The sequence below is a fragment of the Streptosporangium lutulentum genome, from assembly GCF_030811455.1.
Classification (GTDB): domain Bacteria; phylum Actinomycetota; class Actinomycetes; order Streptosporangiales; family Streptosporangiaceae; genus Streptosporangium; species Streptosporangium lutulentum.
In genome coordinates, this window is the sequence record NZ_JAUSQU010000001.1 from 177,516 (window position 1) to 203,944 (window position 26,429).

Annotated in this window: 25 protein-coding genes and 1 tRNA gene; 12 read left to right on the top strand and 14 right to left on the bottom strand. The window is 67.9% G+C overall.

Going from position 1 to position 26,429, the window contains the following annotated elements; all coding sequences use genetic code 11:
• Positions 1-71: 71 nt before the first annotated feature.
• From J2853_RS00715 to J2853_RS00740, 6 genes are all read right to left on the bottom strand, one after another.
• Positions 72-1,028, bottom strand: coding sequence for a beta-ketoacyl-ACP synthase III (locus tag J2853_RS00715; protein ID WP_307553835.1), 957 nt, complete (start codon positions 1,026-1,028; stop codon positions 72-74).
• On the bottom strand, positions 1,025-1,921 hold the full coding sequence (locus J2853_RS00720) for an ACP S-malonyltransferase (protein ID WP_307553837.1): 897 nt from the start codon (positions 1,919-1,921) through the stop codon (positions 1,025-1,027). The genes J2853_RS00715 and J2853_RS00720 overlap by 4 nt, the downstream gene beginning before the upstream one ends.
• Positions 1,922-2,038: 117 nt before the next feature.
• Positions 2,039-3,154 carry a PucR family transcriptional regulator gene (locus J2853_RS00725; RefSeq protein ID WP_307568546.1) on the bottom strand — a complete coding sequence of 372 codons (1,116 nt, stop codon included), beginning with the start codon at positions 3,152-3,154 and terminating at the stop codon, positions 2,039-2,041.
• 273 nt (positions 3,155-3,427) lie between these two features.
• Positions 3,428-3,913: a DUF350 domain-containing protein gene (locus tag J2853_RS00730; RefSeq protein ID WP_307553839.1), complete on the bottom strand. Its 486-nt coding sequence runs from the start codon at positions 3,911-3,913 to the stop codon at positions 3,428-3,430.
• Between the two features lie 18 nt (positions 3,914-3,931).
• Entirely contained in the window at positions 3,932-5,092 is a 1,161-nt protein-coding gene (locus tag J2853_RS00735; RefSeq protein ID WP_307553841.1) for a glutathionylspermidine synthase family protein, read from the bottom strand.
• Between the two features lie 10 nt (positions 5,093-5,102).
• On the bottom strand, positions 5,103-5,510 hold the full coding sequence (locus J2853_RS00740; RefSeq protein ID WP_307553843.1) for a hypothetical protein: 408 nt from the start codon (positions 5,508-5,510) through the stop codon (positions 5,103-5,105).
• Positions 5,511-5,622: 112 nt separating this feature from the next.
• On the opposite strand from J2853_RS00740, the gene J2853_RS00745 reads away from it, so the two are divergent.
• A complete protein-coding gene (locus J2853_RS00745) occupies positions 5,623-6,324 on the top strand; it encodes a helix-turn-helix transcriptional regulator (protein WP_307553845.1) in 702 nt (233 codons plus the stop codon).
• Between the two features lie 224 nt (positions 6,325-6,548).
• Here J2853_RS00745 and J2853_RS00750 read toward each other — a convergent pair whose 3' ends face one another.
• Positions 6,549-8,390 (bottom strand): glycoside hydrolase family 15 protein, encoded by a 1,842-nt coding sequence (locus J2853_RS00750; RefSeq protein WP_307553847.1) that lies wholly within the window; start codon positions 8,388-8,390, stop codon positions 6,549-6,551.
• 546 nt (positions 8,391-8,936) lie between these two features.
• Here J2853_RS00750 and J2853_RS00755 point away from each other — a divergent pair.
• The 3 genes from J2853_RS00755 to J2853_RS00765 are packed head-to-tail and all read left to right on the top strand — an operon-like array spanning position 8,937 to position 11,636.
• Positions 8,937-10,184, top strand: coding sequence for a sensor histidine kinase (locus tag J2853_RS00755; RefSeq protein WP_307553849.1), 1,248 nt, complete (start codon positions 8,937-8,939; stop codon positions 10,182-10,184).
• Complete coding sequence (locus J2853_RS00760) at positions 10,175-10,816, top strand: response regulator (RefSeq protein ID WP_307553851.1); 642 nt, start codon at positions 10,175-10,177, stop codon at positions 10,814-10,816. Before J2853_RS00755 ends, J2853_RS00760 begins: the two co-directional genes overlap by 10 nt.
• Before the next feature lie 13 nt (positions 10,817-10,829).
• Positions 10,830-11,636 (top strand): DUF4097 family beta strand repeat-containing protein, encoded by an 807-nt coding sequence (locus J2853_RS00765; protein ID WP_307553853.1) that lies wholly within the window; start codon positions 10,830-10,832, stop codon positions 11,634-11,636.
• Between the two features lie 510 nt (positions 11,637-12,146).
• Here J2853_RS00765 and J2853_RS00770 read toward each other — a convergent pair.
• Both J2853_RS00770 and aceE read right to left on the bottom strand, forming a co-directional pair.
• Positions 12,147-13,697 carry an alpha/beta hydrolase gene (locus J2853_RS00770; RefSeq protein ID WP_307553855.1) on the bottom strand — a complete coding sequence of 517 codons (1,551 nt, stop codon included), beginning with the start codon at positions 13,695-13,697 and terminating at the stop codon, positions 12,147-12,149.
• Between the two features lie 127 nt (positions 13,698-13,824).
• A complete protein-coding gene (gene aceE, locus J2853_RS00775; RefSeq protein ID WP_370879164.1) occupies positions 13,825-16,575 on the bottom strand; it encodes a pyruvate dehydrogenase (acetyl-transferring), homodimeric type in 2,751 nt (916 codons plus the stop codon).
• A 441-nt stretch (positions 16,576-17,016) separates the two neighbouring features.
• Between aceE and J2853_RS00780 the strand changes: the two genes are divergently transcribed.
• The 6 genes from J2853_RS00780 (at position 17,017) to J2853_RS00805 (ending at position 20,130) form a co-directional block, all read left to right on the top strand.
• Positions 17,017-17,424, top strand: coding sequence for a secondary thiamine-phosphate synthase enzyme YjbQ (locus tag J2853_RS00780; RefSeq protein WP_307553857.1), 408 nt, complete (start codon positions 17,017-17,019; stop codon positions 17,422-17,424).
• Positions 17,425-17,547: 123 nt separating this feature from the next.
• Positions 17,548-17,976, top strand: a complete 429-nt coding sequence (locus J2853_RS00785; protein WP_307553859.1) for a DUF3052 domain-containing protein — start codon at positions 17,548-17,550, stop codon at positions 17,974-17,976.
• Positions 17,977-18,057: 81 nt separating this feature from the next.
• On the top strand, positions 18,058-18,516 hold the full coding sequence (locus J2853_RS00790; protein ID WP_307553860.1) for a peroxiredoxin: 459 nt from the start codon (positions 18,058-18,060) through the stop codon (positions 18,514-18,516).
• A 23-nt stretch (positions 18,517-18,539) separates the two neighbouring features.
• Positions 18,540-18,887, top strand: a complete 348-nt coding sequence (locus tag J2853_RS00795) for a hypothetical protein (RefSeq protein ID WP_307553862.1) — start codon at positions 18,540-18,542, stop codon at positions 18,885-18,887.
• Between the two features lie 104 nt (positions 18,888-18,991).
• Entirely contained in the window at positions 18,992-20,023 is a 1,032-nt protein-coding gene (locus J2853_RS00800; RefSeq protein WP_307553864.1) for an ROK family protein, read from the top strand.
• A gap of 32 nt (positions 20,024-20,055) precedes the next feature.
• A tRNA-Val gene (locus J2853_RS00805) sits at positions 20,056-20,130 on the top strand.
• Between the two features lie 56 nt (positions 20,131-20,186).
• Here the strand turns inward: J2853_RS00805 and J2853_RS00810 are convergent.
• The 4 genes from J2853_RS00810 to J2853_RS00825 form a co-directional block, all read right to left on the bottom strand.
• Entirely contained in the window at positions 20,187-20,441 is a 255-nt protein-coding gene (locus J2853_RS00810) for a tyrosine-type recombinase/integrase (RefSeq protein WP_307553867.1), read from the bottom strand.
• An 11-nt stretch (positions 20,442-20,452) separates the two neighbouring features.
• Entirely contained in the window at positions 20,453-21,289 is an 837-nt protein-coding gene (locus tag J2853_RS00815; RefSeq protein WP_307553869.1) for a site-specific integrase, read from the bottom strand.
• A gap of 66 nt (positions 21,290-21,355) precedes the next feature.
• Complete coding sequence (locus tag J2853_RS00820; protein ID WP_307553871.1) at positions 21,356-21,562, bottom strand: helix-turn-helix domain-containing protein; 207 nt, start codon at positions 21,560-21,562, stop codon at positions 21,356-21,358.
• The gene (locus J2853_RS00825) at positions 21,559-23,058 is read right to left on the bottom strand and encodes a replication initiator (RefSeq protein WP_307553872.1); all 1,500 of its coding nucleotides are present in this window, start codon (positions 23,056-23,058) and stop codon (positions 21,559-21,561) included. Before J2853_RS00825 ends, J2853_RS00820 begins: the two co-directional genes overlap by 4 nt.
• 126 nt (positions 23,059-23,184) lie before the next feature.
• Between J2853_RS00825 and J2853_RS00830 the strand changes: the two genes are divergently transcribed.
• A complete protein-coding gene (locus J2853_RS00830) occupies positions 23,185-24,027 on the top strand; it encodes a GntR family transcriptional regulator (RefSeq protein ID WP_307553874.1) in 843 nt (280 codons plus the stop codon).
• A 281-nt stretch (positions 24,028-24,308) separates the two neighbouring features.
• Positions 24,309-24,572, top strand: a complete 264-nt coding sequence (locus J2853_RS00835) for a hypothetical protein (protein ID WP_307553876.1) — start codon at positions 24,309-24,311, stop codon at positions 24,570-24,572.
• A 1,183-nt stretch (positions 24,573-25,755) separates the two neighbouring features.
• Here J2853_RS00835 and J2853_RS00840 read toward each other — a convergent pair.
• Positions 25,756-26,094, bottom strand: coding sequence for a hypothetical protein (locus J2853_RS00840; RefSeq protein ID WP_307553878.1), 339 nt, complete (start codon positions 26,092-26,094; stop codon positions 25,756-25,758).
• Between the last annotated feature and the right edge of the window lie 335 nt (positions 26,095-26,429).

A 26,429-nucleotide genomic window follows, 5' to 3' on the forward strand; every position in this document is an offset into this window, starting at 1 on the left:
CCTTGAATTCAGTCTTACTTAAGGGGTCTTGCACGGGTTTTCTGGTTTTGCACGGCGGGGCCGTACAAGCTTTAGGGGATCTCGATGACCTGGCCCGCATAGGTCAGACCGGCGCCGAAGCCCAGCAGCAGGGCGAGCCCGCCCGACTGGACCTCGCCGCGCTCGATCATCCGGGACATGGCCAGGGGGATCGAGGCCGCGGAGGTGTTGCCCGCCAGGACGATGTCCTTGGCGATCACCGCGTTGTCGGCGCCGATCTTACGGGCAATCGCCTCGATGATGCGCAGATTGGCCTGATGCGGCACGAAGGCCGCGAGATCGGCGGGGTCCACCCCGGCACGTTCGCAGATCTCCCTGGCGACCGGGTGAAGCGCGGTCGTGGCCCAGCGGAACACGGTCTGACCTTCCTGCTGCAGGAAGGAGTCGCGGTCCTTGATCATGATCGCGGTGGACTTGTCGCCCGCGCTGCCCCACACCACCGGGCCGATGCCGGGGGTGTCGGACGGGCCGACGACCGCGGCGCCCGCGCCGTCGGCGAAGATCACCGCTGTGGCCCGGTCGGTCCAGTCGATCCACTGGGAGAGCTTCTCGGTGCCCACCACCAGCACGTTGGTGGCCGAGCCCGAGCGGACCGCGTCGTTGGCGACCGCGAGCGCGTAGCAGAATCCGGAGCAGGCGGTGTTCACGTCGAACGCGCCGGGGGCGTCGATGCCCAGCCGGGTGGCCACGCGGCCGGCCGCGTTGGGGATCTGCGTCTCCAGCGTGCAGGTGGCGACGATCACCAGGTCGATGTCGCCGGCCGAGAGCCCGCTCGCGGCGAGGGCCTTGCCGCCCGCCTGCACGGCGAGATCGATCTCGGACTCGCCGTCGAGGGCGACCCGGCGCTCCTTGATGCCGACCCGGCTCTGGATCCACTCGTCGTTGGTCTCGATGGTCGCCGACAGGTCGTCGTTGGTGACCACGTTGGAGGGCTGGTAGTGGCCGAAGGCCAGGATCTTCGCGCCAGGCGAGCCCTGTGAGATCTTCATTTGAGAGCCTCTCGTGCGGCGTCCAGATCATCGGGTGTCTTGAGGGCGACGGTCGTCACCCCGCGCAGCGCACGTTTCGCCAGGCCGGTGAGCGTGCCACCGGGAAGCAGCTCGATCATGGTGGTGACGCCGCGGTCGGCCATGGTGGCCATGCAGGCGTCCCATCGAACCGGGTTGGCGACCTGGTCGACCAGGCGCCGGAGGAACTCGCCGCCGCTTTCGACCACCGCGCCGTCGGCGTTGGACAGGAGCGTGACGGTGGGATCGGCGGGCGTGATGTCCGCGGCGGTCTCACGGAGATGGTCCACCGCCGGGGCCATGTGCACGGTGTGGAAGGCTCCGGCGACCGACAGCGGGATCAGCCGCGCCCGCGCGGGCGGTTCGGCCTTGAACGCCTCTAACTGCTCCAGCGTGCCGCCGGCCACGATCTGCCCGGCGCCGTTGACGTTGGCGGCGGTGAGGCCATGCCGGCCGATGGCCGCGAGCACGTCTTCCTCGGCGCCGCCGAGCACGGCGAACATGCCGGTCTCGGTGATCGAGGCGGCCTTGGCCATGGCCTGGCCGCGCTCCCTGACGAGGGTCAGAGCCTGCTCGGGAGTGAGCACCCCGGCCAGGGCGGCGGCGGTGAACTCGCCGACGCTGTGTCCGGCGACGAGGTCGGGGGAGGCTCCGAGGACCTCGGCGACCGCCAGCCCGGCGGCGACCAGCAGGGGCTGCGCGACGGAGGTGTCACGGATCTCGTCGGCGCCGGCGGTGGTCCCGTAGGCGACCAGATCGAGGCCGACCAGATCGGACCAGGCGGACAGACGGTCTGCCAGGCCCGGAAGTTCGAGCCATGGATTCAGGAAACCTGGGGTCTGGGCGCCTTGGCCCGGAGCGACGATGACGAGCACGAAATCTAGCCTGCCCTGTAGAAGTTCAATACACGGGTGAGAATCCGGACGAACTTTGTCACCACTATTTTGTGGAGACCCCACAACAGGAGTTTCGTACAGGTTAAGTAATGACGGTCAGGTTACAGTCGTCTCGGATAGGCGGCCGAGGATGAGCCCCACCTGCAGCGTGAAGGCCGAGCGACCCTCGGTCGGCTGGTATCCGGTCAACTCGGTGATCTTACGCAGACGGTAGCGCACCGTGTTCGGATGTACGAAGAGTAACCGGGCCGTGGCCTCCAGAGAGGTTCCCTGCTCCAAATAGGTCGCCAGCGTGTCGAGCAGCGGCGTGCCGATCAGCGGCAGGTAGACGTTCTCGATCAGCTGGGCCCTGGCGGCGGCGTCGCCGTCGATGGCGCGCTCGGCCAGCAGATCCTCGGCGTGGACGGGTCTGGGCGCGTCCGGCCAGCCCGCGGCCGCCCGCAGGCCGGCGATCGCCGCCCGCGCCGAACTCGCCGCCGCGTGCAGGTCGTTCACCTCGGGCCCGATGACGATCGGACCCGGGCCGAAGCGCGGCACCACGTGCTTGGCCGCCGCGGTGACGTTGTCCGCGCCGCCCACGATGACGATCAGCCGGTCGCCCTGCACCCCCGCCAGCATGTCCAGCCCGGACCTGCGGCCCCGTTCGCGCAGCGCGTCGATGACCTCCTGCGGATCGTCGTCAGGGGTCTGACCGGCCAGCACCACGACGGGGGAGGAGGTCCAGCCGAGGGCGGCGGCCCACGAGTGCAGGCCGTCGTCCACCTCGCCCCTGACCAGCGCGTCCACGATCAACGCCTCCAGTCGCGCGTCCCAGGCGCCGCGTGCCTCGGCCTCCCGCGCGTAGACCTGGGCGGCGGCGAACGCCACGTCGCGGGTGTAGCGGAGCATCGCCTGCTGGAGCTGGTCCTCTCCGCCCGGCGCGGCCAGATCCCCGGTCTGCGCCTCGACCACCTCGACCACGACCCGGACGATGTCGACGGTCTGCTGCAGCGAGATCGACCGCTTCAGCTCCCGGGGCGCGGTGCCGAAGAACTCGATGCTGGGAGTCGGACGGCCCTGGCCCTCCCCCGCGTGCTGGAACCACTCCACGAACGCGGCGATGCCCGCCTGGGCCACCAGCCCGACCCAGGACCTGTCCTCGGCGGACAGGGCGCGGAACCACATCAGCCGGTCGTCCATCCTGGACATGGCGGCCGTGCCCAGCGTGCCCATGGCCCGCTCCAGCCTGCGCGTGGTGTCTTCCCTCGTCCGGCCCTGGTCGGGATCCCCCCCGTCGGCCCCGGTCACGACGTCGTTCACGACGTCACTGTGTCTTCCCGCTCGCTCGCTCCGCTCCCTCACGTCACTAAGAGTGCCAGGTCGCGCGAGATGCGCCAGCCGTGGTACCGGACAGCGTACGGGCCTTCGTTCTGTAGGGCGCCCTGCGCGGCGGGGTGCGGACGTCCACGAACCGGCCGTTCACGGGAGATGGCCGCCCGCGCCCGCTCAGATGACGGCGGCGGCGGTGATCAGGCCGATGACCAGGTGCGTGACCGCGAGGAGACGGGTACCGGGCTGGAGGTCGGACTCCTTGACCAGCTCGCGGACCGAGATCCCCGCGACCTTGTCGAACACGACCATCGCCACGGTCTGTACGGCGATGCCGACCAGGCCGAAGACCAGGGTCGCGAGCAGGCCCTCGTGCAGGGCTCCGCCCGAGGCCCAGATGGAGACCGAGACGATCAGCCCGACGGCGGCCAGCCCCGAGCCGGTGAGCAGGGTGGCGTTGGGGTTGCGGTCGACCTTGATCAGCTGGCTGAGCTTGCCCGGGATGGCCATGTCGAGCACGTAGAAGCCGATGATCAGCAGGATCACGCCGAGCGCGGCGTAGGCGGCGATGGCGAGCGAGCCGCGTCCGAGGATCTCGGCGAACGAGACCGTCGCGGCATCGGCCGGGGCGGGGAGCGGGACCGGCAGGGGGGTGGGGCTCATGGTGCTCTCTTTCGGGGCTCAGAGTTCGATGCGGTGCGGGACGAAGGACGAGGTGTCGTCGGTGACGAACCCCGTGGTCTCGCGGATGCCGACCCCCGCGGCCTCGTCGTGGATGACCCAGGCCCCGAGCACGGGCCGCCAGCCGTCGAAGACGGGCAGTGCCTGGAACTCCTGGTAGACGTAGCCTTCGGCGCCGTAGCCGCCGGAGGTCTCGACGCGGTCGCCGGGGGTGACGATCCGCATGTTCGCGCCCTCGCGGCCGAGGAGCGGTTTCACGATGTAGGAGGACATGTCACGGGGGCCGTCGAGGTAGGCGGGCAGCAGGTTCGGGTGTCCCGGATACAGCTCCCAGAGCACCGCGAGCAGTGCCTTGTTGGACAGCAGCATCTTCCACAGCGGCTCGATCCAGGTCATCGAGACCTGCTGGCGCACCGCCTGGACCCCGAACGGGTCGGCGATCGCCCACTCCCACGGATACAGCTTGCAGAGCGAGCGGATCACCCGGCGCTCCATGTCTACGAACCGCAGGTTGAGGTCGTCCCAGCCGATGTCCTCCATGGCCACCGCGACCGTCCTCAGCCCGGCCTGGTCGGCGGTCTCCTGGAGGTAGGCGAGGGTCATCGCCTCCTCGCCGCTCTGGTCCATGTTGGTCCAGGCGAAGTGCGAGGGGCCGGTGGGGAGACCCGCCGAGATCTGCTGCCATCGGCCGATCAGCCGCTCGTGGATGGAGTTCCACTGGTCGTCGTCGGGGTAGCGGTCCCGAAGCCAGAACCACTGCACGACGGAGCTCTCCAGCAGGCTCGTCGGGGTGTCGGCGTTGTATTCCAGCATCTTGGCCGGGCCGGTCCCGTCGTAGCGCAGGTCGAACCGGCCGAACAGGTGCGGGTCGCTCCGCTCCCAGGAGCGGGCGATCTCCGGTGCCACCCATTCGGGAATGGAGAAGTCGGCGTAGCGGGCGTGCTCTATGACGTGCTCCACCGCGTGGAGACACATCCGGTGCAGGTCTTCGACCTGGTTCTCCAGATCGAGCACCTCGTCCATGGAGAAGACGTATTGGACGGTCTCGTCCCAGTAGGGGCGCTTGAGGCCGTCGGGATGAGCCGAACGGTGATAGGCCAGGCCGTGGCCCTCGATGATGCTCTCCCAGCCGTCCCGGGGGAGTGAGGTCTCGCGTCTCATCGGTACCGGATCAGCTCCCGCTGCCGCTGCGCCCGCCGAAGCCGCCCCGCTGGATCACTGTGCCGTTGTGGCTGACGATCTGGACGTCCGAGGGGCGCACGGTGCTGCCGTGCCCGACCCGGATCCCGGATCTCACGCCCCCGTAGTACCACACATAGGCGCCGTGGGACCCGGAGTAGCCGTCGCCGTCGTCGTCGCAGTAGTCCTCGTCCACGTACGTGTAGGACCCGTCCGGCTGGGGGTTGTTGATATCGACGCAGTCGGCGCCGACCTCCTCGTAGTCGTCCTGGGCCGCACAGTAACCGATGAGGAGCACCGACACGAGGCCGATCCCGGTGAGCACGACGACCTTGGACGCCTTCGACTTCGGGGGGGAAGAAGGCGGTTGGCCCATGGGGTGGTTTTCGCTTGCGGCCATCGGACTCCAATAAGATGCGTCGCCACAGGTTATCGATGATGTTTTGTCTGTCAACATCTGGATGTGATCCTATCCAGCGACACCGTCGGTGCCGAGGCGTAGCGTTGAAAGCGTGAATCGCACCGATCGCTTCCACGCTCTGATCGAGGAGCTTCGCGCGATCGCGCCCCGGTGCCGGTCGGCGCGTGAGCTGGCCACAGGGCTCGAGGTGAGCGTTCGCACGGTCGAGCGAGACCTCCGCGCGCTCCAGCAGTCCGGGGTGCCCGTCCGCGCGGATCCCGGCGGGCGCGGCTACGCCCTCGGCGAGAGCGTGACCCCGCTCCCGATCGCCTTCACCCCGGACGAGGCGGTGGCGGTCGCCGCGGCGCTCAGCGGCGCGCAGGACACCCCGTTCGCCTTCCAGGCTCGCAGCGCCCTGAACAAGCTGGTCGCCGCGATGTCGCCGTCCGAGGGCGCCTCCGGGACCGTCCCCGGAGGCGACGGGGCCGGAGAGCCCCTCACCCGGGGCCACACGACCGTCGAGCCGGAGCCCTACCCCCGGGTGTCGCGGGTGATCGAGCAGGCGCTGCTCCACCGGCGGGTGCTGCGCCTGCGATATGAGGACCGCAAGGGCCGGACGACCGTCCGGGAGGTGGAGCCGGCGACCTTCGTGGGCGGCCGCGGCGGCCGCTGGTATCTCGTGGGCGTGTGCCGGCTCAGACAGGACGCGCGTGCCTTCCGGCTCGACCGGATCGGCTGGGCCGAGGAGACCGGGGAGGTCGCGCCCGAGCATCCGCCGGAGCGGTTCTCCCCGCTGGGCGCCTCCGAGGAGTAGCGCCGCCGAAGCCGTCCGGTCAGGTCCTGTGCGAGGGGCGCGGCCGGTCACCGAGGGCGGGCAGCACCTCGCGCAGAAGATCGGCCAGGGCCCGCGCGGTGTCCTCGGGGGCGTCCGAGAGCGGATCCTTGTGAGCCTCGCCCGGGGTTCCTCCGCCCGCTGGGCGTCCAGCGCCGTCAGGAGCTCCGGCCGTCGGCCGGTAGGGCGGCCGGGAGACGATCCGCCTAGCCGAGGGCGCGGTCGAGGTTGAACGCGGCGCTGATCAGCGCGAGGTGGGTGAAGGCCTGGGGGAAGTTGCCGAGCTGCTCGCCGGTCCGCCCGATCTCCTCTGCGTACAGACCGAGGTGATTGGCGTAGGTGAGCATCTTCTCGAAGGCGAGTCGCGCCTCGTCGAGGCGTCCGGCGCGGGCGAGCGCCTCGACGTACCAGAACGAGCAGATCGAGAACGTGCCGTCCTCCCCTCGCAGGCCGTCCGGGCTGGCCGCGGGGTCGTAGCGGTACACCAGCGAGTCGGACACCAGGTTCTTGCCGAGCGCGTCAAGCGTGGACAGCCATTTCGGGTCGGTGGGGGCGATGAACTTGGTCAGCGGCATCATCAGGATCGAGGCGTCGAGGACGTCGTCGTCGAAGTGCTGCACGAACGCCTGCATCCGGTCGGACCAGCCGCGTTGCATGATCTGCCGGTAGATCGCGTCGCGGGACCGCCGCCAGCGCTCCGTGTTGGAGGGCAGCCCGCGGTGGCGGGCCATCCGCATGGCCCGCTCGATCGCCACCCAGCACATCAGCCGCGAGTAGACGAAGTTCTTGCGGCCCCCGCGTGTCTCCCAGATGCCCTCGTCGGGCTGGTCCCAGTTGCTGCAGACCCAGTCCACCAGGCGGTGGATCTCTTCCCAGTAGTCGCTGGAGATCGGCCGGCACATCTTGTCGTAGAGGTAGACGGAGTCGATGAGGGCCCCGTAGACGTCCAGCTGGAGCTGCGGGGCGGCGGCGTTTCCGATCCGTACCGGGGCCGAGCCCTGGTAGCCCTCGAAGTGGGACAGCTCGGTCTCCGGCAGTTCGGTGCGCCCGTCGATGCCGTACATGATCTGCAGCGGGCCCGATCCCTCACTGCCGTCGCGGCTGACCTGCTCGGACAGGAACCCGATGAACGCCTCCGCCTCCTCGCTGAACCCCAGCCTGAGCAGCGCGTACACGCAGAACGCGGAGTCACGGATCCAGACGTACCGGTAGTCCCAGTTGCGCTCCCCGCCGATCTGCTCGGGCAGGCTGGTCGTCGCCGCGGCCACGATCCCGCCGGTCGGCGCGTAGGTGAGCAGTTTCAGCGTCAGCGCGGAGCGGTGCACCATCTCCCGCCACCGGCCTCGGTAGCGCGATGAGGACAGCCAGCGCCGCCAGAACGCGACCGTCGCGGTGAACTGCTCCTCGGCCTCGGCGAGCGGGCACGACCGCGGCGCCACGTCCTCGCCGTATCTGTCGAGGGCGAACACCGCGGCCTCGCCCTCGTGGAGTTTGAAATCCGACCACGCGTCCTGGTCGTCGATCTCGACCGGCGTGGTGGCGGTCAGCGTCAGGGAGAGCGACGGGGACTCGAAGACCACCGCGCCGTGCCGCAGGCTCACGGTGTGCGGTTGCCTCCCGTAGTCGAACCGGGGAGCCACCCGCGCCTGAAACGTCAGTGATCCGCGAACGCACATCACCCGCCGGATCAGCCGGTGCCGGTCGGCTTCGCGCGAGTTGTCGACGATCGGCATGAAGTCCTGGATCTCGCCCACCCCGTCGGCGGAGAAGAACCGGGTGATCAGCACGTTGGTGTCGGGGAAGTAGAACTGCTTGGTTCTCGCGGGCAGACTGGGGCCCAGCTCGAACGATCCGCCGCGGTCGGCGTCCAGGATCGAGGCGAACACGCTCGGCGCGTCGAAGCTCGGGGAGCAGTACCAGCCGATCGTGCCGTTCGTGTCCACGAGCGCCACGGTGCGCAGATCACCGATCAATCCGTGGTCGGCGATCGGCGGGTATCGGGGATCTTCCCCCGGGTTCGGGTGATGAGCGGACTCAGCTGCCGTCATACCGGCCTTCCCACCATTCACAGGCTCGCACGTTATGCCTTAAAGCGTGTTATAAGCACAAAGGTACGTGTTTGGGGTATTTGTGTCGGTCTGTCGATCGTCAAGGGGCCGGAAGGTTTCGGGATGGGAGGCCGGCTTCCGGGCGTGAGTCCGTGAGGCATAAAGAGAAGGCTTGATCATGAAATATGCGCTCGCGTGGATATACAGGGGCCTTAGCGTAAGTTGACGCGCCGGAAGGTGGGGCTTGCCTCACCCTTTTCCGGGATACCTCGCCCATGGAACCGGACGACTGTGATCTCTACCGTGGTGGTTCGACATCCTCCCCACAACCGAGACCGGGAGACACCGGCCTTCGCGGGCCGGAATCTCCCGCTTCACCGGCGACCGCCTCCGGCTCGCGCCGCTCGGGCGCCGTGCCGCCTCCGCGGACCCGGACGAGAGCACCACCGATCACGCCTGCGACGGTTCGGCCGCCGCCGGCGTCGAACGTGTCATCGGACGGCACGGCCCCGCGTTCCCCCGAGACCCCCGCACCGGAAGGACCAGATGACCCACACCGAGGTGAGCACCCCCTGGGACAGGATCCGCCCCCACTGGTCGGCGCAGACCTGGCTCCGCACCGTTCACGTGGTGACGGGGGTTCCGATCGCCCTGCTGGCCTCGCTGGTGATCTTGGGTCTGGCCTTCCTGTCGGTGACGCTGGTCTGGACCGTGGTGGTCCCGCTGATCACGCTGCTGCTGCTCTTCCGGTCCGTGCGGCTGCTCACCTGGTTGCAGCGGTGCCGGTTCTCCGCCTTCCTGGGCGTGGAGATCCCCGCGCTGCCACGCCGCTCCGGGGGCGGCAACCCGCTGAAGCGGCTGCTCGACGAGGCACGGACGAGAAGCACCTGGCGGCAGATCGGATATCACCTGACGTCACCGCTGATCAGCGGGATCGGATTCGTCATGGTGGTCGGCGCCTGGTCGGGGAGCCTGGTCACGGCCGCCCTCGCCGTACGGCGCTGGAACCTGGACGGCACCTGGGCGAGTGTGGGGGTCGCCCAGTTCGCCCTGCTCTCAGCGGCCCTGTTCGTGGCCGGGCCGTGGGTGGTGCGCGGCGTCGCGGCGCTGGACGTGATCGCCGCCGAGGCCCTGCTCGGCCCCAGCCTCAGCGACGAGCTCGTCCTGCGGGTGGAGACGCTGAGGGAGAGCCGCGCCGAGGTGGTCGACGCCGCGGACGCCGAGCGCCGCCGCATCGAGCGGGACCTGCACGACGGCACCCAGCAACGGCTGGTGTCGCTCGCGATGAACCTGGGCATGGCCCGCGCCAACCTCGTCGACCTCCCCGAGCCCGCCCGCGAGGTGATCGCGCAGGCCCACGAGGAGGCCAAGCAGGCACTCAAGGAACTGCGAGACCTGGTGCGCGGGCTGCATCCGGCCGTGCTCAGCGACGAGGGCCTGGACGCGGCGCTGTCCGGTCTCGCCGCGCGAGCCCCGCTGCCGGTACGGCTCCGCGTCGACATACCCGAACGGGCCTCTCCCACGATCGAGGCGGTGGCGTTCTTCGTCGTGTCCGAGACACTGACCAACATCGCCAAGCACGCCCGAGCCTCCAGCGCCCAGGTCACGATCGACCGCCGGGGCGACCTGCTCCACCTGACGATCTTCGACGACGGCCGGGGCGGCGCCGGCCTCGACGGGGGAACCGGGCTGCGCGGCCTGGCCCAGCGCGTCGGATCCGTGGACGGCGCCCTGCGCATCGACAGCCCCCCGGGCGGCCCGACGACGATCAGAGTGGAGCTGCCATGCGAGTAGTGCTCGCCGAGGATTCCGTCCTGCTCAGAGAAGGACTCATCCGCCTGCTCGGCTCGGCGGGCATGGAGGTCGTGGCGGCGGTGGCCGACGCCGGCGACCTGCTGCGCGCCGTGGACGAACACGATCCCGACCTCGTCGTCACCGACGTGCGGATGCCGCCCTCGCACACCGACGAGGGGCTGCGCGCGGCGCTCGTACTGCGCCGCCAGCGGCCGGGGCTCGCGATCCTCGTGCTCTCGCAGTACGTCGAGGAGCGTTACGCCACCCAGTTGCTGTCCACGGCGACCAGCGGCATCGGATACCTGCTCAAGGACCGGGTCGCCGACGTCACCGAGTTCCTGGACGCGCTGCGCCGGGTCGCCGCGGGCGGCACGGCCCTCGACCCGGAGGTGGTCGCCCAGCTCCTGCTCCGCAGGCACAGCGACCCGCTGGAGCGGCTGACCCCCAGGGAGTACGAGGTGCTGGCGCTGATCGCGGAGGGCCGGTCCAACAGCGGGATCGCCGAGGCCCTGGTGGTCTCCGAGAGCGCGGTCGGCAAGCACATCAACAACATCTTCACGAAACTCGACCTCTCCGGCGTGGACAAAGACCACCGCCGGGTGCTGGCCGTACTGCGCTTCCTGAAGGTCTGAGAGGGATACGTCGATGCGAAGCAACGTCCGGACCGGATGGATCGCCGTGGGCGGCGCTCTCACCGTGCTCGCCGTACTCGGTGTGGCCCTGGTCGTGTGGATCGGGGTCACCCGTGTCGGCGTGTCGCAGGAGACCACCCGCCGGCTGCACCCGTTCACGTCGCCTGCGATCGTGGTGGACACGACCGGGCGCGTCAACGTCTCGGTCGTCTCCGGTACGACGGAGCAGCTGGTCGTGACGCGGGAACTCTCCTGGATCCAGCACAAGCCCGCGGTCACGGAGGCGTGGGACGGCAGGACGCTGCGGATCGGCGTCACCTGTCCCGGAGCCGACCTCGACCGCGGACTCGTCTGCCAGGCCGACTACACCCTGACCCTGCCCGCCGCCACCGACGTCGAGGCGACGAGCCCCGAGGGGAACGTGACGGCGAACGGCATCTCGGGTGACCTGCGGCTGTCCACCGTCTCCGGCGATGTGATCGTGGACAACACGCTGGGGAGACTGTGGGTGCGGGCCGGGGAGGGGAACGTGATCGGGGGCGGCCTGCGGTCCGCCGAGGCCGACGTCGAGGTCGGCAGCGGCAACGCCGTCCTGGGGTTCACACGGCCGCCCACCGACGTCAGGGCCATGGTGAGGACGGGTGGGGACGTGGAGGTCACGGTGCCGTACGGCGACGGCTACCGGGTGGAGGCCGACGCCAGCGACAAGTCCATCGACGTCCAGCTGGATCCCGAGGCCCCGAGAAAGATCACCGCGCTGACCGCCCACGGCAACCTGCGGATCTTCTCCTTCAGCGGGATGCCGGGGACGGGAACGTAGACCGCGGGCCCGAAGAGGACCGTGAGGGCGGGTCCTTCACATCGATCCCGTTCTCCCGTGGACGCTCGGCGAACAAACGGGTGATCTTCGCCGCCCGGGTGTGCAATGTTCGGGCAAAGAGCCGTACGCGAGGGGTCGGCAGTGCCGGAGATCAAACCATTGCGGCCGGGAGATCCGCAGCGGCTGGGAGATTACTCGCTCAGGGGCTGGCGGTCCTCGGCGCGGCCGCGGCGGCGTTTCTGACCGTTCAGTTCGGTTTCACGCCGGACGAGGACCTCACACCCACCACGCCTGCCGTCAGCCCGTCCCCGTCCCCGGTCCCGACGCTCTCCACCGGTTCCGCCCTGCTCGACCGGATCGGGGAGACGGGCAGGCTCCGGGTGGCCTACCGCGACGGTCTTCCCGGGATCTCGCTGGGCAGGCCGCCCCGTGGATTCGAGACGGAACGGCCCCGCCCGGAAGGGTGCTAGCCCTCGCCCGGAGCGACCGGGCGAGGCGCCGGCGTGGCCGTCAGGACGAGGGGCAGACGGTTCCCTCGGCCGGGACCTTCCCGTTGAGCAGGTAACCGTCGGTGGTCCGCTTGACGCACGGGTCTCCGGACAGGTAGGAGGCGTGACCCTCGCCCTTGTAGGTCACCAGCACGCCGGTTCCGAGCTCCTTGGCCAGCTTCGGCGCCCATTCGTACGGCGTGGCGGGGTCGCCGGTGTTGCCGATCACCACGATCGGCGCCGAACCGGCGGCGTTGACCTTTCTGGCCTCGTCGCTGCCGGGAACCGGCCACAGCGTGCAGATGCTGCCCAGACCGGGGCTGCCGAAGAGCGGGGAGAGCTTCAGCGACTCGGTCTCGGTCCTGCGCAGTTCCTCGCTGGTCGGCCGTTCCGCGGTGTCCACGCAGCTGATGGCCGGGAAGCTGCTCATGAGGGTCGTGTAACCGCCGTCGGGCAGGCGGCCGTTGTAGTTGTCGGCCAGGGCCAGCAGGATCCGCCCGTCGCCCTTCAGCCCCTGGCTCACGGCCCGGTCCAGCAGGGGCCAGGTCAGCTGTGAGTACAGGGCGGCGGAGATGGCGGTGCTGGCCAGCCCCTGGGTGACGGTGCGGTCACCGACCTTGATCGGCTTGGCCTTCAGGTCGTACAGGAGTTTCTCGACGTTCTTGTCCGCGATGGTGGTGTCGCTGCCGATCTCGCACTGCCCGGGTTCTTTGACGCAGTCCTTCAGGAAGGCCTCGTAGGCGTGCTGGAAGCCGGTCGTCTGGGCCAGGGTGCGCTGTTCCAGCGTGGCGCTGGGGTCCAGCGTGCCGTCCAGCACCATCCGGTTCACGTTCTTGGGGAACTTGGTCGCGTAGATCGCGCCGAGTTGCGTGCCGTACGAGATGCCGAAGTAGTTGAGCTGCTTGTCGCCCAGTGCCGCGCGGAGACGGTCCAGGTCCTGGGCGGCGTTCACGGTGCCGACGTAGGGGAGGAGCTTGCCGGACGTCTGCCCGCAGGCGTCGACGAACTCCTTGGTGCCCTTCTCGATCGCGTCCCGCTCCGCCTCGTTGGTGGGCAGGGTGTTCAGCGAGGTGTACTTGTCCATTTCCTCGTCGTCGCCGCACCTGACGCCGGAGCTGCGCTCCACCCCGCGCGGGTCGAAGCTGACCAGGTCGTAGCGGGTGCCCAGGCTGCTGAAAGCCTTCGCCGCCTGTGCCAGGGTGTCGACGCCGGAGGCGCCGGGACCGCCGAAGTTGAAGACCAGTGAACCGATCCGCGGGCCGGGACCGGAGGCCTTGGTACGGATGACGGCGATGCTCAGGGACGGGCCGTCGGGTTTGGCGTAGTCGAGCGGGACCGAGATCTTCCCGCACTGCAACAGGGGGTCGGGCTTGGCGATCGTTCCATCGGGGCGCCTGATGTCGGTGCAGGTGGCCCACGTGATCGCCCCCGGCGAGCCGGCCGCGCTCGGGTCGGCGGCGGGTGCTCCTCCCGCCACGTCGGCGGCGCTGTTGCGGCCGGTGTTGCCGCTGCAGGCGACCAGCGCGGTAGAGAGGACCGCGGCTACGGTGGCCGCCCTTAGCGTTCTTGGCATTCCATGCTCCCCTGAAGTCGTTCGTTCAGGGGAGTGAATCGCTCCCCCGGAGGTCGTTCGCCCGGGGGGAGCGATTCAACCCTAACCGGGCGGGCTCTCCAGAGAAAGAGACCCCGCCCGGTAACGATCACAGTCCCATGGACTGGACGTCGTTGCTCTCGGCGCCACCGGCCTCGGTCACACCGTTCTTCAGGTGGTACCTGGCGATCGCGTCGCTCAGCACCCCGGCGTCGAGCTCGCCCCGCTTCACCAGCTGGGTGAGCACGGCCAGGGTGATCGAGGCCGCGTCCACGTGGAAGTGGCGGCGCAGCGCCGACCGGGTGTCCGACAGGCCGAAACCGTCGGTGCCGAGCGAGGTCCAGTCACCCGGTACCCACTGGGAGATCTGGTCCTGCACCGCGCGCATGTAGTCGCTGACGCCCATGAACGGCCCCTGGGCCGCCGACAGCGCCTGCGTCACGTAGGGTACGCGCTGCTCGGCGTCGGGGTTGAGCAGGTTGTGCTCCTCGACGGCGAGCGCCTCGCGGCGCAACTCCGACCAGGAGGTGGCCGACCAGACCTCGGCCGCCACGCCCCACTCCTCGGCCAGCATCCGCTGGGCCTCCAGGGCCCAGGGCCCGGCCACGCCGGACACCAGGATGTTGGCCTTCGGACCCGAGACGGCGGCCGGAGCCGGGGCGAACCGGTAAAGACCCTTGAGCAGGCCCTGAACGTCCAGGCCCTCGGGCTCGGCCGGCTGGGGATACGGCTCGTTGTAGATGGTCAGGTAGTAGAAGACGTTCTCCGGCTTCTCGCCGTACATCCTCCGCAGGCCGTCCTGAACGATGTGGGCCAGCTCGTAACCCCACGACGGGTCGTAGGACACCGCCGCCGGGTTCGTCGAGGCGATCAGCGGGGTGTGACCGTCCTCGTGCTGCAGGCCCTCGCCGTTCAGGGTGGTACGGCCGGCGGTGGCGCCGAGCAGGAAGCCCCGGCCCATCTGGTCGCCGAGCTGCCACATCTGGTCGGCCGTACGCTGCCAGCCGAACATCGAGTAGAAGATGTAGACCGGGATCATGTGCTCGCCGTGCGTGGCGTACGCCGTGCCGGTGGCGATCGCCGAGGCCATCGAGCCGGACTCGCTGATGCCCTCGTGCAGGATCTGACCCTCGGTCGACTCCTTGTAGGACAGGAGCAGCTCGCGGTCCACGGCCTGGTAGGTCTGGCCGTGCGGTGAGTAGATCTTGGCGGTCGGGAAGATCGCGTCAAGACCGAAGGTGCGCGCCTCGTCGGGGATGATCGGCACGAACCGGTGGCCGATCTCCTTGTCGCGCATGAGGTCCTTGAGCAGGCGGACGACGGCCATGGTGGTGGCGACGTTCTGCTTGCCGGAGCCCTTCTTGAGCTGCGCGTAGGCCGCGTCGCCCGGGAGCTTGATCGGCTTGGCGCGGACCACGCGCTTGGGCAGGAAGCCGCCCAGGGCCGCGCGGCGCTCCTTCATGTACTCGATCTCGGGGTCGTTCTCGCCCGGGTGGAAGTAGGGCGGGAGGTCGGCCTCGAGGGCGGAGTCGGGGATCGGCAGGTAGAGCCGGTCGCGGAACTCCTTCAGGTCGGCCTTGGACATCTTCTTCATCTGGTGCGTCGCGTTGCGCGCCTCGAAGTCCTTGCCGAGCGTCCAGCCCTTGATGGTCTGGGCGAGGATGACCGTCGGCTGGCCGACGTGCTCGCGGGCCGCCTTGTAGGCCGCGTACACCTTGCGGTAGTCGTGGCCGCCGCGCGGCAGCTTGCGGATGTCCTCGTCCGTCAGGTGCTCGACCATCTTGCGCAGGCGCGGGTCGCCGCCGAAGAAGTCCTCGCGGATGTACTCGCCGGACTCGACGGAGTAGGTCTGGAACTGGCCGTCGGGGACGGTGTTCATCTTGTTGACGAGCACGCCGTCGACGTCGGCCGCCAGCAGCGGGTCCCAGTCGCGGCCCCAGACGACCTTGATGACGTTCCAGCCGGCGCCCCGGAAGTAGGACTCCAGCTCCTGAATGATCTTGCCGTTGCCGCGCACCGGGCCGTCGAGACGCTGCAGGTTGCAGTTGATGACGAAGGTGAGGTTGTCCAGCTCCTCGCGGGCGGCCAGGCCGATCGCGCCGAGCGACTCGGGCTCGTCCATCTCGCCGTCGCCGAGGTAGGCCCAGACATGGCTGCGGCTGGTGTCCTTGATCTTCCGGTTCAGCAGGTAACGGTTGAACCGGGCCTGGTAGATGGCGCCGATCGGGCCGAGACCCATGGAGACCGTGGGGAACTCCCAGAAGTCCGGCATCAGGCGGGGGTGCGGGTAGGAGGGCAGGCCCCTGAAGCCGTGGGAGAGCTCCTGCCGGAAGGCGTCGAGCTGGGCCTCGTTGAGGCGGCCCTCCAGGAACGCGCGGGCGTAGATGCCCGGCGCGGCGTGGCCCTGGAAGAAGACCTGGTCTCCGGACTCGCCGTGGTCCTTGCCGCGGAAGAAGTGGTTGAAGCCCACCTCGTAGAGCGACGCCGCCGAGGCGTAGGTGGCGATGTGCCCGCCGACGTTGGTGCGGGCGTTGGCCCGGGTCACCATGACGGCCGCGTTCCAGCGCGTGTAGGCGCGGATACGGCGTTCGACGTACTCGTCGCCGGGGAACCAGGGCTCGCGCTCCGGGGGGATGGTGTTGATGTAGTCGGTGCTGCGCAGGCCGGGCACTCCGACCTGGTTCTCTCGGGCCCGTTCCAACAGCCGAAGCATCAGGTAACGGGCGCGAGTGCGACCCTCCGTCTTGATGACGTTGTCGAGCGACTCAAGCCACTCCTGGGTCTCGCTGGGGTCGACATCAGGGAGCTGGCTGGGTAGGCCGTCGCTGATGACCGAGAAACGCTGGCGTCCGGAAGCCACTGGGTCTCGCCTTCCGAGGATGGACTTTTGTCTGGTGTAGGTCGTCTTCCATCCTGGTCGCTTACCCCGGAAAGTGCATCTCTACTGACCGGTAACCAGGAGGTCCCTGCTGGCAGGGGACGAAAGTGGCCTAGACCACCGATGGTAGGACGAATAACCACCAAAGGTTACATCGAGCTTCTTCTTTTTTTACCCTCTCCCGGCACCGGGAATCCGGCCCCCGCGATCCCCCTTGATCGGGAGGGTCCCCATGGGGAATCCGGGACGTCTTCCGAGGGAGACGGAGCGTCATCCGCCGGTAGAGGACGTGTGCCGGAGACTCGACCCCGCCTCTCGGAACATGCAACATACGCCCTCGGACGCACCATCTGCTGTTCTCCGTGACGCGGTGTGCCGGGTGTACTCGTCGTCGCAGCTCAGGATGGATCGTAGGATCAGTATGTGAGATCTCAGACGATCGAGGTGGTAACGGGTTCCCGTGAACGGGTGCACGACATCACCTCCGAGTGCGAGAGTTTCGTCCGGTCGTGCGGGGGCGACGGTCTGTTGCACGTCTTCGTGCCCCACGCGACCGCGGGGATCACGTTGATCGAGCTCGGCTCGGGCAGCGACGAAGACCTGCTCACGGCCTTGAAGGACCTGCTCCCGGCCGATGACAGATGGAAACACGCGCACGGATCGAGAGGGCACGGACGGTCGCACGTCATGCCGGCCCTCATTCCTCCGTACGCCACCGTTCCGGTTCTGTCGGGGCGGCTCGCGCTGGGAACCTGGCAATCCATCGCCGTGGTGGATCTCAACATCGACAATCGGGAACGCCAGGTCCGTTTGTCATTTTTGTCGGACTAATTCATACGTAGCACACTCGTTGCCGTGGCGACCGTTGACGACTGAGGGTCACAGCGTGTGGACTGTGCCGAAGCACTTTGAGCACCGTGTGATTGCGGGGCCATTCAAGCAGGAGGGACAAACGTGAGCGCGACCGCGGGTCAGGCGCAAGGCGAACGCGGCCTGGCCGAACGGCTCGGCCTCAAGCAGGGTCAGCTGGTGCAGGAGGTCGGATGGGACGAAGACGTCGACGACGATCTGCGCGATTCCATCGAGGAGCTGACCGGTAACGAGCTGGTCGATGAAGACTTCGAGGACGTCGTCGACATCGTGCTGCTGTGGTGGCGCGACGGTGACGGCGATCTGTTCGACGCCCTGAGCGGGGTGCTGACCAACCTGAGTAGCGGCGGCCAGATCTGGCTGCTCACTCCCAAGGCCGGCAGAGACGGGCACGTGGAGCCCAGTGACATCGGGGAAGAAGCAACGACTGCAGGACTCTCGCAGGCGAGCAGCCTCAGCGCGGCCCCCGACTGGTCGGGGACGCGGCTGACTCCTCCCAAAACGCGCCTCTAAGGGGCTGTCCTGCCGTGCGGTTCATGCGAGCCGCACGGCAGGACCATGGGCGTTTGCCATCTGATGGAGGGATTTTCAGGTATGGCGGTCGAAGTGGGGAAGCCTGCTCCGGATTTCGAGCTGAGCGACCAGCACGGCACGCCGGTCAAGCTTTCGGACCACCGAGGCAAAAAGGTCGTACTGATCTTCTACCCGCTGGCGTTCAGCGGAGTGTGCCGCGGTGAGCTCAACGCCGTCCGCGACGAGTTCGCCCCCGTCGTGCCCGAGGACGTCCGGATCCTCACCGTCTCGGTCGACTCCATGTTCAGTCACCGAGCGTGGGCGGATCAGGAAGGTTACAACTTTCCCCTGCTCTCCGACTTCTGGCCTCATGGGCAGGTCGCGCAGGCGTACGGTGTGTTCGATGAGGAGAAGGGCCGCGCGAACCGGGGCACCTTCATCATCGATGGCGAGGGCGTGGTCCGCTGGAGCGTGGTGAATCCGAGCCCGCAGGCACGCGACATCGCCGAGTACCGCAAGGTGCTCGCCGAACTTTCCTAAGCGGTGATCCGGCAGACGCCCTCGTGGCGCCGGCCGGTCTCGACCTCTCGGAGGCGATCATGCCCTGCTTCTCCTGCGGGGCCAGGCAGACCGACCCGGTCCGTGGCGCGAGCCCGTGGAAGCGCGGGGTGCGCCGGGAAACCCAGGTGCTCATCTGCCCGGACTGCCAGCGAGCACACGATCTCAACCTCGACGCGTGCTCCTCGTGCGGCTCCGTGGCGCTCATCTGCCGGCTCGGCGAGGTGGAATGCAGGTCCTGCGGCTCGGTACGGCTCGCGCAGAGTGACGACCAGCTCGCGGTGGCCCACGCGCCCGGCCTCGCGGACGAGGTGGAGGCCGCGTTGAACCGGGTTCTCGGCCGGGTGCACTGATGCTCTTCAGCCCACCGGTGATCACAGTGGGGCAATAGGGTCGTTTTGGTGTGCGCTAAGGTCGTCAAGCTCGGTTCCGCCCCTTCGACCCGCTGGATGCGTGCATGAGCTCCTTCGTTGTGGCCCTTGACGTCGGTGGCACGTCCATGAAGGGCGGTCTCGTCGGCCGCTCGGGCGAGATCATCCTCACCGACCGCCGCGTGACCCCGCGCGACAAGGGTCCCGCCGCCGTCGTCGGAGCGATCCGGTCCTTCATCGACGAACTCGCCGTCGCGGGCGGCGGCACCCCCGCCGGAGTCGGCCTGGCCGTACCCGGCCTGGTCACCGCGGACACGGCGCTCTACTCCGCCAACATCGGCTGGCGTGACGTTCCGGCGGCGGATTTCGTCCCCCTGGACGTTCCCGTCATGCTCGGTCACGACGTGCGCACCGGCGGTCTCGCGGAGAGCGTGCTCGGCGCGGGCCGCGAGATCTCCGACTTCCTGTTCCTGCCCATCGGCACCGGCATCGCGGGCGCGATCATCCTGAAGGGCGAGCCGTACGGCGGCACCTCCGGCTGGGGCGGCGAGATCGGTCACATCCCGGTCTTCCCCACCGGTGAGCCGTGTGCCTGCGGCCAGATCGGCTGCCTGGAGACCTACGCCTCCGCCTCCGCCGTGGCCCGCCGTTACTCCGCCCGGGTCGCCGGCACGCCGACCTCGCCAGACGCGTCGGCCACGTCGGCTTCGCGCGCCTCGTCGTCTTTCGCGGCCACCGCCGCCTCCCCCGGAGTGCCTGTCACGGCCGAGCAGGTCGCCGCTTTGACCGCATCCGGTGACCCCGTGGCCATGGAAGTGTGGGACGACGCCGTCGAGGCCCTGTCTTTCGCCCTCGCCACCTACACGCTGCTCCTCGACCCCGCCGCGATCGTCCTCGGGGGCGGCCTGGCCGAAGCCGGCCGCATCCTGTCCGACCCCCTGGCCGAACGCCTCCAGGAGCGCCTCGCCTTCCGTGACGCCCCTCCTCTCCGCTCAGCGGTCCTGGGCATGCGCGCGGGCATGCTCGGCGCGGCCCTCCTGGGCTGGCGCGCCGCCGGAGTCCCTGACGCGGGTGCCACGTGGCCGCTCGATGTACTGAAATCCTCTCGGGTGGCGTAGGGTGTTGTCCCGTGTGTCCGACGGGATTTCCCGGGCGCTTAGCTCAGCGGTAGAGCGCTCGCCTTACAAGCGAGATGTCACTGGTTCGAACCCAGTAGTGCCCACCAGCCAAAACGCCCCGTTTCTGATCTCCAGAACGGGGCGTGAGTGACTAACTGGGTGACTAACTCCCGAAGATGTCGTCCATGGCCTCCGCTCCCTGCATGAGCACCGGCCGGATCTGCTTCCTGTAGACCGTCTCCGTGACCACCGTGTTCCGGTGCCCGACGAGCCGGGAGATGTCCTCGATGGGGACGCCGGAGTCGGACAACAGCGAGACGAAGCTGTGCCGCATTTCGCGAGGAGTCCAGTCGGTGCCACGGAGTCCTGCCTTTTCAATGATCTTCCGCACGTCGCGGCGCACATTCCCCGCGCTCATGGCGGTTCCTTTCAAGGTGGAGAAGACAAGGCCCCCGTGCCGGAGAGCTTCCCGCCGGCCTTCTCCTGCTCTTCCCGTAGCGCCCGCAGCGCCTCCACACATCGCCGGGGGAGCTTGAGGGAACGGCGCGACTTGACGGTCTTGGTGTCTCCCTTCTGCCGTACAGAGCGCCACACGTAGATCGCGAACTGCTCGTTTTCCCAGCCCGTCTCGGTGACCGGCAACCACGCCTTGCGCTCCTCGTCGAACGCGACGACATGAGACCACAGGAGCGCGCGCAGTTCCTCCGTACGGGCACCGATCAGCAGCGAGAGCACCACGTACGCCCGCATACGCGGATTGGCCTGCTCCGCCAGGGCGATGATGGAACCGGCCTGCGCGAGCGTGAGCGCCTTGGAGGTACGGCCCTCGCGCCCATCCGGGATCTCACAGAGATCGACGACGTTCCGCTTCACCTTGTCGCGCCGCATGGCGCTCTTTACCGACCGGTTGAGGATGCCGTGGATCAGCTTGAGAGACCGGGGGCTCAGCTCACCCGTCTTGCTCGCAAGCCATCGGTCAACGTCCTCCACCGACAGGTCACGCAGCTTGCGCGCTCCCACCGCGGGGATCACGTGCTTGTCGGCGTATGTGGTGTACATCTTCACCGTGGTCGCCGAGCGTCCGGCCAGGCCGTGTTGCAGCCAGTACTTCACGGCGTCGGTCACCGTGTAGTGGACCAGAGCGATGGCCAGGCCGTCGTCGTAGTCGCGGATGATCTCTTTGAGCTTGTCCTTGGCCTCCGTCTTACTCCTGCCGCTGGCCTTCTTGACGATGCGCTTCCCGGCGGGGGTGTAGCCGACGGTCACTGAGGCGATCCAGCGTTCGCGGGTCTCGTCCCAGTGCAGGCCCGTCTCCCCGGCTGCGTCGTGTGGTCATGCTGCTCTCGCTTCCTGTTCGAGGAGATCGATGTAGTCGGAGATGGCCGAGGCCGGGATGAGCCGGGTACGGCCCTGGGTGACGGAGCGCAGGCGGCCCGCCCTGATCTGCTCGTAGATCACGCTGCGACTCATGCTGAGCAGGTGCATGGCGTCGCATATGCGATACAGCCGCCGTTCACCGGGCGGTCCGGGTGCTGTCATCCGTCCTCCCGCTCGGTGGCGATCTTCCGAGCGGTGGCGACCTTCTGGCGGATGTGCTCGGCCATGATCGCCTCACCGGGGGAGTAGCCCGATCCGGCGAACCGCCAGTGACCGAGAACGAGCGTCGTCTCGTCGCCCAGGAGGGGGAGCCCGTGCCGCTCACGGGCCTCCGTTGCGCGGTGGGTGGCGCGCACCTGCCGGAGATCGCCCAGCGTGGTGGAGTAACGGCGTGACTTGGATGAGAAGTGGCCCCGAAATCCCAGCATGTGCGACCAAGGCCGCAGCCGGAGCGCTGTGAACTCCGGGCGTGCGCCCAGCTCCCAGCAGGTGCGGATCATCCGCCGGGCATGCGCGGTGACCGGGAGCGCGTCCAGGTGCAGCCCCGGCTTCAAGCCCGTCCCGTGACAGCGCCCGCACGAGACCATCAGGCTCAACCGCCCCCGACCGCCGCAGGCCGGACACGACAGCCGGTGATCGATGGTGCCGGAGGCTTCGGCACCCTTGGTGGCGTACTTGGCGATGTAGCCGGCCACCGCTCGCTCACTGAGCCCGTCCGCCGCCTGGTCGAGCAGGATAGGCCGGATGTCGAGCTGATCACCCCAGACCAGATCCCACCGTCCGAGATCGCTCGGGGGAGAGGTGACCGTGACCCGCTGGACGGCCGGAGGGATCGCCCGGGTGAGCAGGTCGTGATCGGCCCAGTCCGGAGGGATCTCACTGCCGCCTCCCGGACCGTCGAGCCGGACGATGGCGTGGAAGTGCACCAGGCCGCGTCGCTGGTACTCGGCCACCTTGGCGAACGACACCCGGACCCGTTTGGTGAACTCCCGGCGGCTCAGCCCCGCTTCGCTGGCCAGGGTGCGTCGTACTTCCAGGGTGAAGCGGTGCCAGAGAGCGCCCGCGTGAGCCTGCCAGAGCACCGCGCCCACGTAGTCGTAACACTGGCCGCAGATGGGTTGCCCGAGCCGTTCGTCTCCTGACTCGTGGCGAGCATGGCAGCCGACCGGATGCCCGTGCTCACAGACCTTGTCATGCTTACGGGGACGGCAGGCTCGCACCGTCCCGTTCTTTTCTCGCCGTGTGTGTACCGGTCCGAAGGAGGGAGCGGTGAGCGTGACGAACGCCCGAGGATGTTCGCTCACCTCCTGGGGGACACCCTTGCCGCCGGACAGGCCCGCCCGGATGAGTTGGAAGGTGTCGGCCCGATAGACCTCTGAGCAGGACGGACATACCGAGGCCCGCCGGTTGCCGCAGGCCACCAGCAGATGCCCGGACGGCTCATCCGTCGTGCGGTAGCTGTGCAGCACCTCACCGCTGGTCGCGTTGACGATCAGCGACTCGCCCGTCAGGTGTACCGGGTGGGCGCATCCTCCGGTCGCGGCGACCATGGAGCGCCATCGGTCGTAGCCCGGATCGTTGATCACCCGTGCGAGATCGATCAGCCATTCCGGTTGCTGGTCGATGGCGCGGTGCTGTGGCTCCTCCGTGCTGTTCATGACGTCCTCCTTCGCTCGCTTCCAACAGGTGATTCAACACGTGCTACGTCTTGGCCCATGTGGACATGGTAAACAACACGTGCTACCTCTTGTAAAGAGCAAACGTGGAAGAAGGAGGACTTCGGCATGACCGACGACAAGGGCGCAGCCCGCTGGCGAATCATCGCCGACCTCTTGCGCTCCGACGTGGTCCAAGACCACTACCAACCCGGACAGGCACTGCCCGGCGAAGCGTTCCTCGCTTCCGAGTACGCCACCTCCCGCCCGACGATCCGCAAGGCCATCGCCCAGCTCGTCGGTGAAGGGCTGCTCACCGTCGCCCACGGCCGCGGCACCTTCGTTCGCCCCACCCCTGACCGCCGCCTGATTTTGATGGGCGGCTCAGCGCGCGAAGACCTGCTCAGCCCCACGTACGACCCCGCCAAGCAGGGATGGGAACACGTCACCGTCGCCAGCGAGGCCGAACGCACCGCAGGCCGCGTCACCCCCAACTCGGCACTGTTCATGAGCATCGAAGGTGCCAAGGCCGACGTTCTGGGCGTGCGCCGGGGGCGGATGGGCGTCTACCGCTACGCCTACTGGCAGCACACCAAGACCCGCGCCCGCATCCACCTGTACTCCTACCTCCTGGCCGACCAGGTCGCCACCATTACCGGCGAAGGCAGAGGTATGGAGATCGACTCCGAGATCGAACCCGAGGACTACTACGCCCACCTGGAGCGCACCCACGGTCCGCTGCGCTGGATCACCTCGGTCCACACCCAGATGCCGTACGGCGAGACCTACGAGGACCTCCACATGGAACCCATCGGCACACCCTTGTTGCTGATCCGCCGGCTGATGCTCAGCAAGGACGGCCGCCCGCTGGAGTTCACCGAGATCGAAGCCCCCGGCGACCGCTTCGAAGCCGCAGCAGCCAGCGAACACGACCAGGCCGGATCAGACGGACAGGTCTCACTCAGGGTGTAGTGGGCTCAGACTTTCTTTACTGGTTCAAGGCGGCGGCGCGCCGCGCCGTCGCACGGCCCTCCCGCCGCCCGCCGTCCGGGCGTGCGGCGTGGGCGCCGGTCCCGAACGGCGGCGGGAATCGGCCCGCCCGCCGCACCGCCCAGCCGCCGCACTCGACCATCGCCCGCCGCAGTGGGGTCGCACCACCGCCCGCAAGGTCGCTTCAGCCATCGGATCCGGCCGTTCTGCTTTACGATTGAGAGTTCGCGCACCAGGGGCATGATCTCGTAACATCCGTCGCTATGCTGCGAAACTTATTTCTTGGCGTAGGAACCCTCTTTATCTTCGCTGGCTTGTTTATGGTCTTTTTCGATCCTCTGGTGATCAACTGGAGCGCCAGTGGCACCGCCGTTATCGCTGCCCCCACTTCCGTTACCTTGGTGGAACTAATCAAGCCCGCCCTTCTCGTTCTTGCCGGAGTCGGCATGATGGTCGGTGGTCTTGCGGCTGCAACCACGGATCGCGGGAAAGATGCCTCCGGCGGGGGCACTTCGGCTCCGGGATGATCGCCGTTCCGGCACGAAGGCCGTAGGTGGTTGGGGTAGGAGCCGGATCTTCCCGTCTACCACGTCCCAGGCAAGCCCAACATCTCGGCTCCTCCGGACCAAGGCCGTCTGTGACCGTTGGCATCCCATGGCCGAGGAACGCCTACCGGCTGACGTACACACGAAGACAGCCTTGACCCTCCGTCTCCGAGCTGTTGCCCCTCCGGGGTGGGACGAGGCAGACGGGAAGATCAGGCAGGACCGGTGGTATTTGCGGCACCGCTCCAATAATCTAAGCGCGTCTTGATCTCCGAAAGGTGTGAAGTGCGCATATTGGTCACGGTTATTGCAGCTACGGCACTCCTGGTCAGCTGCACTCCCAGCGGCAGCAACATACCTGAGGCAAAGCACGCCACCAAGACGACGATGTCAGGTGCGCCCCAGACCCTCGTCGATATTTCGCAAGGCGTTAAGACCAAAGTTCTACTGCACTATGTGGAAAAGCAGGGGATGGTCTCTATCTGGAGCGCGGATATAAAGGTAGGAACGTCTTTTCGGCTCGCTACCGACTGCGTCGGCGCAGATGGGACAATGATGGTACGAGTCGGGAAATCCCAGTTCCCTCGACGATGTTCGACCGGTCCCGGCGACATACGAACCAGCACGATTCCCAATAGGGTGGAAAATCGCCGCATTAAAGTAGAGGCGCCACCTGGCGCCAAATGGGCCGTCCTCATTGCACAGCCTTCAAAGGCGGATCAGTGACAGCAACGGCAGACGGGATGATCTGGCGGACGGTCATACCGCCGTTCGGTTTCTATTTCTTGGGTCTGCCAGCTCTAATTTTTCCGGCTTGATTTGCCGCCTGCTGAAGACGCGGCGACATAGGTCCCTCCAGATCCCATGTCGCCACGCCCGTTCTACCGGGCACTTCCGGACAACAGGGCCGTCCAGATCACCCGCGCCTCATTGATTGGCCGGGGAAGGGTCTCTTGGATCCGGTGGCCGCTGTCGAGTTGAATGGTTCGCCGGACGAACGCTCGGCCGCCGCCCTCGCATAGTTCGTAGACCGTGGCACGGCACCAGCAGGTCCAGGCCACCGAGCGTGCCCGTTCAAGCGTCGGGTACGGCTCTCGCCAATCCAGACGGATGTGGTCTCGCTGCGGCATCACCACATGCGGACTCAGGCACTCGTCGAGCAGAATCACGACGTGCGCTCCGCGACGCCCTTGGGCCAGTTGGAAGCCTTGCGAAGTTCTTCGTACCGCTGAGCGACGTAGTGGGCGACGGTGATCGGGTTGTCCGCGCCGTAGACCCGGTACAGGCGGCGGCCCGTCTTCGCTGAGATCTTCCCCGTCCACCAGCGGTAGGCAAGTCCGTCCGTCCAGACCACGAGATTGGTCCAGACGGAGAGCAGGGCGACGCCGTGGCCCTGGTGGACTTCGGCCGCGACGCCGCAGTGTTCGAGGCCGATCCGCAGGCGCTCAGCAGCCAGGGCGGCCGGGCATCGTTGAGCCAGCTCTTTCCTGTCGAGGGTGCTCATGACTCCAGCCCCTCCTGGTCGCGGAGCTGCTGGGCGAGTTCGGCAACGTCGTCGGCGTCGATCGTCTGATAGAGGCCACGACTCACCTCTTCGTCGGTAAGGTGCCGACCGTTCCGGGTGGCCCACAAACGACCCGCAGAACTACGCCAAATGCACCATCCGGGAAAAGCCGCCTGGAGGTCTTCCAGAATTACGGGTGTTGACATGGAGTAAGCGTCATTTCATTTAGGTGACGAACCCACCGCGTTCCAGAGACGTCCAGGACGTTTCAAAGTTAGAGTCGAAAACGTCCCTGACGTCCTCACTCCCCGAGGTGCACCGTGGCCAACGTCCCC

What these genes read in the sequence shown, in the direction of transcription:
- J2853_RS00735 (WP_307553841.1), bottom strand. Translation starts at nt 5,092, where the DNA reads ATGAGACGCGAGACCTCACTCCCCCGGGACGGCTGGGAGAGCATCATC.
- J2853_RS00740 (WP_307553843.1), bottom strand. Translation starts at nt 5,510, where the DNA reads ATGGCCGCAAGCGAAAACCACCCCATGGGCCAACCGCCTTCTTCCCCC.
- J2853_RS00800 (WP_307553864.1), top strand. Translation starts at nt 18,992, where the DNA reads ATGAGCTCCTTCGTTGTGGCCCTTGACGTCGGTGGCACGTCCATGAAG.
- J2853_RS00760 (WP_307553851.1), top strand. Translation starts at nt 10,175, where the DNA reads ATGCGAGTAGTGCTCGCCGAGGATTCCGTCCTGCTCAGAGAAGGACTC.
- J2853_RS00835 (WP_307553876.1), top strand. Translation starts at nt 24,309, where the DNA reads ATGCTGCGAAACTTATTTCTTGGCGTAGGAACCCTCTTTATCTTCGCT.
- J2853_RS00840 (WP_307553878.1), bottom strand. Translation starts at nt 26,094, where the DNA reads ATGAGCACCCTCGACAGGAAAGAGCTGGCTCAACGATGCCCGGCCGCC.
- J2853_RS00820 (WP_307553871.1), bottom strand. Translation starts at nt 21,562, where the DNA reads ATGACAGCACCCGGACCGCCCGGTGAACGGCGGCTGTATCGCATATGC.
- J2853_RS00810 (WP_307553867.1), bottom strand. Translation starts at nt 20,441, where the DNA reads ATGAGCGCGGGGAATGTGCGCCGCGACGTGCGGAAGATCATTGAAAAG.
- J2853_RS00755 (WP_307553849.1), top strand. Translation starts at nt 8,937, where the DNA reads ATGACCCACACCGAGGTGAGCACCCCCTGGGACAGGATCCGCCCCCAC.
- J2853_RS00730 (WP_307553839.1), bottom strand. Translation starts at nt 3,913, where the DNA reads ATGAGCCCCACCCCCCTGCCGGTCCCGCTCCCCGCCCCGGCCGATGCC.
- J2853_RS00765 (WP_307553853.1), top strand. Translation starts at nt 10,830, where the DNA reads ATGCGAAGCAACGTCCGGACCGGATGGATCGCCGTGGGCGGCGCTCTC.
- J2853_RS00750 (WP_307553847.1), bottom strand. Translation starts at nt 8,390, where the DNA reads ATGACGGCAGCTGAGTCCGCTCATCACCCGAACCCGGGGGAAGATCCC.
- J2853_RS00790 (WP_307553860.1), top strand. Translation starts at nt 18,058, where the DNA reads ATGGCGGTCGAAGTGGGGAAGCCTGCTCCGGATTTCGAGCTGAGCGAC.
- J2853_RS00830 (WP_307553874.1), top strand. Translation starts at nt 23,185, where the DNA reads ATGACCGACGACAAGGGCGCAGCCCGCTGGCGAATCATCGCCGACCTC.
- J2853_RS00825 (WP_307553872.1), bottom strand. Translation starts at nt 23,058, where the DNA reads ATGAACAGCACGGAGGAGCCACAGCACCGCGCCATCGACCAGCAACCG.
- J2853_RS00725 (WP_307568546.1), bottom strand. Translation starts at nt 3,154, where the DNA reads ATGGGCACGCTGGGCACGGCCGCCATGTCCAGGATGGACGACCGGCTG.
- J2853_RS00715 (WP_307553835.1), bottom strand. Translation starts at nt 1,028, where the DNA reads ATGAAGATCTCACAGGGCTCGCCTGGCGCGAAGATCCTGGCCTTCGGC.
- J2853_RS00770 (WP_307553855.1), bottom strand. Translation starts at nt 13,697, where the DNA reads ATGCCAAGAACGCTAAGGGCGGCCACCGTAGCCGCGGTCCTCTCTACC.